The sequence below is a fragment of the Candidatus Thermoplasmatota archaeon genome, from assembly GCA_035541015.1.
GTDB lineage: Archaea > Thermoplasmatota > SW-10-69-26 > JACQPN01 > JAIVGT01 > DATLFM01.
The window spans coordinates 1-5,150 of record DATLFM010000045.1 but is presented as its reverse complement, the minus strand read 5'-3'; the positions used below and the strand labels follow the sequence as shown (position 1 = coordinate 5,150).

At 70.9% G+C, this 5,150-nt stretch carries 7 protein-coding genes; 6 read left to right on the top strand and 1 reads right to left on the bottom strand.

What is annotated here, in order from left to right; genetic code table 11:
- Window positions 1-1,372, top strand: a 1,372-nt coding sequence (locus VM681_04270; GenBank protein ID HVL87212.1) for a helicase-related protein, incomplete at its 5' end; no start/stop codon positions are given.
- Here VM681_04270 and VM681_04265 read toward each other — a convergent pair.
- Window positions 1,366-1,824, bottom strand: coding sequence for a hypothetical protein (locus VM681_04265; GenBank protein HVL87211.1), 459 nt, complete (start codon window positions 1,822-1,824; stop codon window positions 1,366-1,368). The genes VM681_04270 and VM681_04265 overlap by 7 nt on opposite strands.
- 181 nt (window positions 1,825-2,005) lie before the next feature.
- Here VM681_04265 and VM681_04260 point away from each other — a divergent pair, with 181 nt between their 5' ends.
- The 5 genes from VM681_04260 to VM681_04240 are packed head-to-tail and all read left to right on the top strand — an operon-like array spanning window position 2,006 to window position 5,064.
- Entirely contained in the window at window positions 2,006-3,187 is a 1,182-nt protein-coding gene (locus tag VM681_04260) for a hypothetical protein (protein ID HVL87210.1), read from the top strand.
- Window positions 3,184-3,954, top strand: coding sequence for a ThiF family adenylyltransferase (locus VM681_04255; GenBank protein HVL87209.1), 771 nt, complete (start codon window positions 3,184-3,186; stop codon window positions 3,952-3,954). Before VM681_04260 ends, VM681_04255 begins: the two co-directional genes overlap by 4 nt.
- Window positions 3,951-4,208, top strand: a complete 258-nt coding sequence (locus tag VM681_04250) for a hypothetical protein (protein HVL87208.1) — start codon at window positions 3,951-3,953, stop codon at window positions 4,206-4,208. Before VM681_04255 ends, VM681_04250 begins: the two co-directional genes overlap by 4 nt.
- On the top strand, window positions 4,205-4,729 hold the full coding sequence (locus tag VM681_04245) for a ubiquitin-conjugating enzyme E2 (GenBank protein ID HVL87207.1): 525 nt from the start codon (window positions 4,205-4,207) through the stop codon (window positions 4,727-4,729). Before VM681_04250 ends, VM681_04245 begins: the two co-directional genes overlap by 4 nt.
- Window positions 4,726-5,064: a hypothetical protein gene (locus VM681_04240; protein ID HVL87206.1), complete on the top strand. Its 339-nt coding sequence runs from the start codon at window positions 4,726-4,728 to the stop codon at window positions 5,062-5,064. The genes VM681_04245 and VM681_04240 overlap by 4 nt, the downstream gene beginning before the upstream one ends.
- Window positions 5,065-5,150: the final 86 nt, after the last annotated feature.

The window sequence follows — 5,150 nt, the reverse complement described above, 5'->3', positions numbered from 1 at the left end:
CATCCCCATCGTCGAGCGCGTCGCCCGCGAGCCCAGCGTCGCCGGCGTGCGCGCGCTTGTCCTCGTGCCCACGCGCGAGCTTGCGATCCAAGTGGCAGGCGAGCTCGCGAAGATGTGCGCCAACCGGCCGTTTCGCGTCGGCTGCGTGTACGGCGGCGTCGGCTTTGCGGCGCAGCACACGGCGCTTGCGGACAAGCGCACGGCCATCCTCGTCGCCACGCCCGGGCGCCTGCTCGACCATCTCGGATCGGGCAAGGCGCGGCTGGACCGCGTGGCCGTTCTCGTCCTCGACGAGGCCGACCGCATGCTCGACATGGGCTTCCTGCCCGACGTCGAGCGCGTGCTCGCCCGCGTGCCTGCCCGGCGCCAGACGATGCTCTTTAGCGCCACGCTTCCCGCGCCCATCCGCAAGCTCTCGGAGCGCATCCTGCGCGACCCGGCGGACGTGTCGGTGGGGGAGGACGTCGTGACGACGCCTCTTGCCCGCCAGTTCCAGCTCACGGCCGACAAGCACGAGAAGCAGGGCGCGCTCCTGGCGCTCCTTGCCGCCGAGAAGCCGAAGAAGACCCTCGTGTTCGTGCGGACCAAGCACGGCGCGCGTCGCCTCGGCAAGCAGCTTGCGAAGACCGGATACGACGCCGGGGAGCTCCACGGCGACATGAGCCAGAACGCGCGAGCGCGGGCCATGGACATGTTCCGCAGCGGACGCCTCGAGCTTCTCGTCGCCACCGACGTGGCCAGCCGCGGACTCGACGTCCCCGACGTCTCCCACGTCGTGAACTACGATCTCCCCATGGAGCCGGAAGCCTACGTCCACCGCGTCGGCCGCACCGGGCGCATGGGCAAGGAGGGACGCGCGTTCACGTTCGTCCAGCGCGACCAGAAGCGCGACCTTGCCACGATCGAACGCGTGGCGGCCGTCCAGATGGAGCCTTACGCGCTCGCCTTCACCCGCGTCGCCGAGGGAGAGAATCTTCGCGCCCGCGGGCCGCTTGGGTCGCAGACTACGTCGCGCCCGCCGCCCGTGGCGCACGAGCCCGACGGACCCTCGCCCGGACCCAACCGGCGGCGCAAGCCGTTCCACGCGGGCCCCGTCGGAGCGCCCCCCCGGGACGCGCGCGGATTCGACCGGAGGCCCCCGCGACGGTTCCCCGCTCATGCGGCGGACCGCCCCGACAGGGCGTTCCGCTCCGAGCCTTCGACGAGCCAGCGATCGCGCGAGGCGCCCCGTGGCCAGGGTTCGCGCGAGGCACCCCGTTTCCGCACCCGCGGTCCGACGCACCAGTTCGAGCAGGGCCCGCAAGGGGAGGGGGCGCGGCCCGCCCGCCGCGGCCCGGCTCCCGCTTGGACCCGTCGCCGTCGCCGCTACTGAAGGCTCTTCTTGAGCTCGGCTAGCGCGCGCTCCAGCTCGAGCACGCGAAGCTGCGCAGCTTTCAAGCGCGCCGCGTCGCCCGCCGATTCGGCGGACGCCGCGGGCGCCGCGCCCGTGCGGACGGAGAGGCCCAACGAGAGAAGCTGAACGACCTCCTGCAGGTTCTTCCCTTGCCACACGGTCGTTTTTCCGAACTTCGCTTCGCTGGAGGCGGGCTGCGAGAGCCACGTCTTGGTCGTCTTCGCGCTGAAGAGACCCCGCTGCTCGAGGACCTTCAGCAGCTCGACCACGTCGTCGGGTCCCATCGCGTCGCTCTCGATCGACACGCTCACGTGCGTGTCGTTTCCTGCCTCGTCGACCCGGAACAGCACGCTCACCTGGTTGGCGCTGCCCACGTCCGCGCTACCGTCGAGCTTGCGCCCCAGCTTCAGTTTCGTCTCGTAATCGGACATCGCGCAGCAACGGCGGGTCGGCCTCAAAATCCTGGCGGGCACCCGCACAGGATTAATCAACCCTACGCTCGACCGGTCACTCTGACTCGCCAACGATTATGAAGTAGTATGTGCACTTGCACTCCGCAAAGCCATGAGCGGAGGCTGGAGGAGAATTCGGATCGTCGCCCTTGTAACCGTAGTGACAACCGGCCTGATCTTGGCCGGCGGGGCGCTGGCCTGCCACCCGCAGAAGCCGACCCCGCACGGCCAGCAAACCGAATGCTCGGTCGGGGAGCCGGGCAACGGAAATTCCACCGACGGGGGCACGGACGGCGGGTCCTCCGATCCGGGCGAGGACTCGGGAAGCAACGCTTCTGGCGACGATGCGCAGAGCCCCGCGGACGAGACGCCGGGTCCCACGGACGACGGAAACGATTCCCCGCCCGAGGAGCCGGCCAGCGATCCAGCCGACGAGCCCTCGGAGGAAACGGAGCCGTCGGGGTCTGGGTCGCAGCCGTCCGCGCCGAGCAGCTCGGCCGCGCCCTCGCCGCCGCCATCCTCCGGGCCTTCGTCGCCGTCGCCGTCGTCCCCCGATCCCTCGAACGCGTCGTCGTCCGATCCGGGCGAAGGCTCGAACGCAACCCAGCACGAATCCTCGTCGGATCCTGCGTCGGGGGACGCCCAGGGGACGGACGACGGTTCCACGCAGCCTTCCCTTACCATCGACGTCCTCCCGCCCGAAGGCGCGCTCCGCCAGACGGTTGCGCAGACGATCGTCGGCGATGGGACGCTCACGTTCCAGATCCCCGACCTGGGCTTCGCGCCCGCGTGGATCGGCTACGCGTTGGACGGGCGCTCCTTCGTGGCGACCGAGGAGGAGGTCGTCGCGCTGCGCGTACGCTTGGTGGACGTCTCCACGGGCCCGCACCTCCTCGAGATCGCCGTTCCACGCGCGGAGGGCGGCGATCCCGTCCGCATCGAGGTCCGCTTCAGCTACCTTCGCGTCGACCCCGTCGTGGCCGACCTCGAGCAGCACACGCTTGGCGAACGCTCCGCCGCAACACAGTCGACGGGCTTCCTGCCGCCCGTCCCGCCCGAGGCTCCGCTCCTTGCCTTGGCTGCGCTGGCGGCCGTCCTTGCCTACCGGCGCGTGTCCGCCACGCGCGCGCCGCGCGTGTCCTCCGACGAGGAGCCGCGCGAGGGGCGGTGCGAGCTTTGCCTTGGCCGTTTCAAGCTCCAGGCCCCTCGCTCCGAATGCTCCTGCGGGCTTGCCTTCCACCACAGCTGCCTCTCCCGCAGCGGAACGTGCCCCGGCTGCGGGGCGCTTGCGCCGGCGGCCCCGGAGGCCCCGTCGGACGGTGACGTCGAGGCCGCCGCATGAACGTGGAGGACCGTTTCGACCGCGCGCGGCGCATGGGCTGGTTCGACGTCGACCGCATGCGGCGCGCCTCCGTTCTCCTCGTGGGCGCAGGCGCGCTTGGCAACGAGGCCGGCAAGAACCTCGTCCTTTCCGGCCTTGGTTCGCTCACGATCGTGGACCCCGACCGCGTCGTCGAGACGAACCTCCACCGCTGCGCGCTGTTCCGTCCCGAGGACGCCGCGCGTGGCGCGCCGAAGGCGGAGGCGCTTGCGCGCGGGCTCTTTGCGCTCGATCCTTCCTGCCGCATCCGTCCGGTGGTCGGAGCGGTCGAGAAGCTCGCCAAGGAGGACGTCGCCGCGCACGACGTGGTCGTGGCGGGCGTCGACAACGTGGCCGCGCGCATGGCGACAAACGCGCTTGCGACGGCGGCCGCGCGCCCGCTCGTGGACGGCGGCACCCGCGGAACCTTGGGCAAGGTTTTCGTCGGATTGCCCGGCGGACCGTGCCTTGCCTGCGCCACGAATGCAAGCCACGCTCGCGTGGCCTCGACGCGCTTTGCGTGCTCGGGGCGCGAGGACGTCGTCGTCTTCGAGCCTCCGCTTGCGGCCGACCCGGTCACGACAAGCGTCGTGGGGGCGATCCTGGCGCGCGAGGCCGTGAAGATCCTGCACGGGCGCACCGACGACGTTATGCGAAGCATGCTGTATTACGACGGCATGGGCAACCGCTTCGAGATCCTCGAGGTGGCGCGGAACTCGGCCTGCCCGCACCACGAGGCCCCCCCATGAGCCTGAAGATCTTCATCCGCGACGCCGAGACGGGAAACCGCGTCGAGGTCGACGTCGCGCCGCAGAACTCGGTCGAGGACCTCATCCTGAGCGCCGCGTCGTACTGGAAGAAGGACGCCGGCGCCTACGTCCTGCGCCAAGGCAAGAAGATCCTGCCCGGCGAGGACAAGGTGCACGGTCTTGGCCTCATCGACGGGGACGTGCTCGAGCTGCTTCCCGATCCCGAGGGCGGTCGTCGGGGCGCGACGGAATGACGCTCCCCGCGGATCTCGTCCTCTCCCGCGTCCGCAACGAGCTTGCGCTTGCGCGAAAGGAGCTTCCGCACGAGCTTGCGGCCGGAGAGACCACCCGGCTCCCCGTGCCCGTCGACGTACGGCTCGTGGGATCGCCCGGACCCGACTGGGTGGAGGGCCGCGTCGTGGACCGGACGGAGCACGAGTTCCGCTTCGTCGTCACGGCCGAGTACCCGCTCCAGAAGCCGATTGTGCGGTGGAAGACCCCGATCTTCCATCCGAACATCATGCGCCCGCAGGACGGCGGCTACGTCTGCACCGCGCTTTTGGACCGTTGGAACTTCCGCTCGACGCTCGTCCAGTTCGTGCGCGCGATCGAGGTCCTCCTCGCCTCGCCGAACCCGTCGTCCCCCTACGACACGGACTCGTGCACCCGCGCCGCGGCGCACTTCCGCCGCGCGCCCTACGTGCCGGGCGTGGCGACGGCCGCGCCCCCGCCTGCGCCCGCGATCCGCCTGCGCCCGCCGGAGGATGGCGCGTGACCCCGCCGCCTCCGCGCGTGACGCGCGAAATCAAATCGCCCACGTTCGAGCGGGCGCCGCCCCCGGTCCTCTTCGGCTACGATCCCGACGAGGACGGGGCGTCCTCCGTGGCACGGTTCGTCCGCGGCGACCCCGTCGCGCCCCCGTCGCGCGACCGGACGTACCCGCTGTACGTTCGCCGATCCGCGCTTGCGCGCATGCTCGACGAGTCGACCTCGGCGCAACCGCTCGAGGCCATGGGCCTTCTGGCCGGCGCGCGCTACGAATGGAGAGGTCAGACGTACGCGATCGTGCGCGACGCCGTGACGGGCGAGCGCACGATCGCGTACGTCTGACCTCTCCATTCGTAGCGCGCGCCGGCCAGAAGGCCCATGGCCTCGAGCGGTTGCGCGCATGCTCGACGAGTCGACCTCGGCGCAAC

Bases quoted from the DNA above. Each gene is read 5' to 3' on its own strand.
- VM681_04265 (HVL87211.1), bottom strand. From the start codon at position 1,824: ATGTCCGATTACGAGACGAAACTGAAGCTGGGGCGCAAGCTCGACGGT.
- VM681_04255 (HVL87209.1), top strand. From the start codon at position 3,184: ATGAACGTGGAGGACCGTTTCGACCGCGCGCGGCGCATGGGCTGGTTC.
- VM681_04250 (HVL87208.1), top strand. From the start codon at position 3,951: ATGAGCCTGAAGATCTTCATCCGCGACGCCGAGACGGGAAACCGCGTC.
- VM681_04245 (HVL87207.1), top strand. From the start codon at position 4,205: ATGACGCTCCCCGCGGATCTCGTCCTCTCCCGCGTCCGCAACGAGCTT.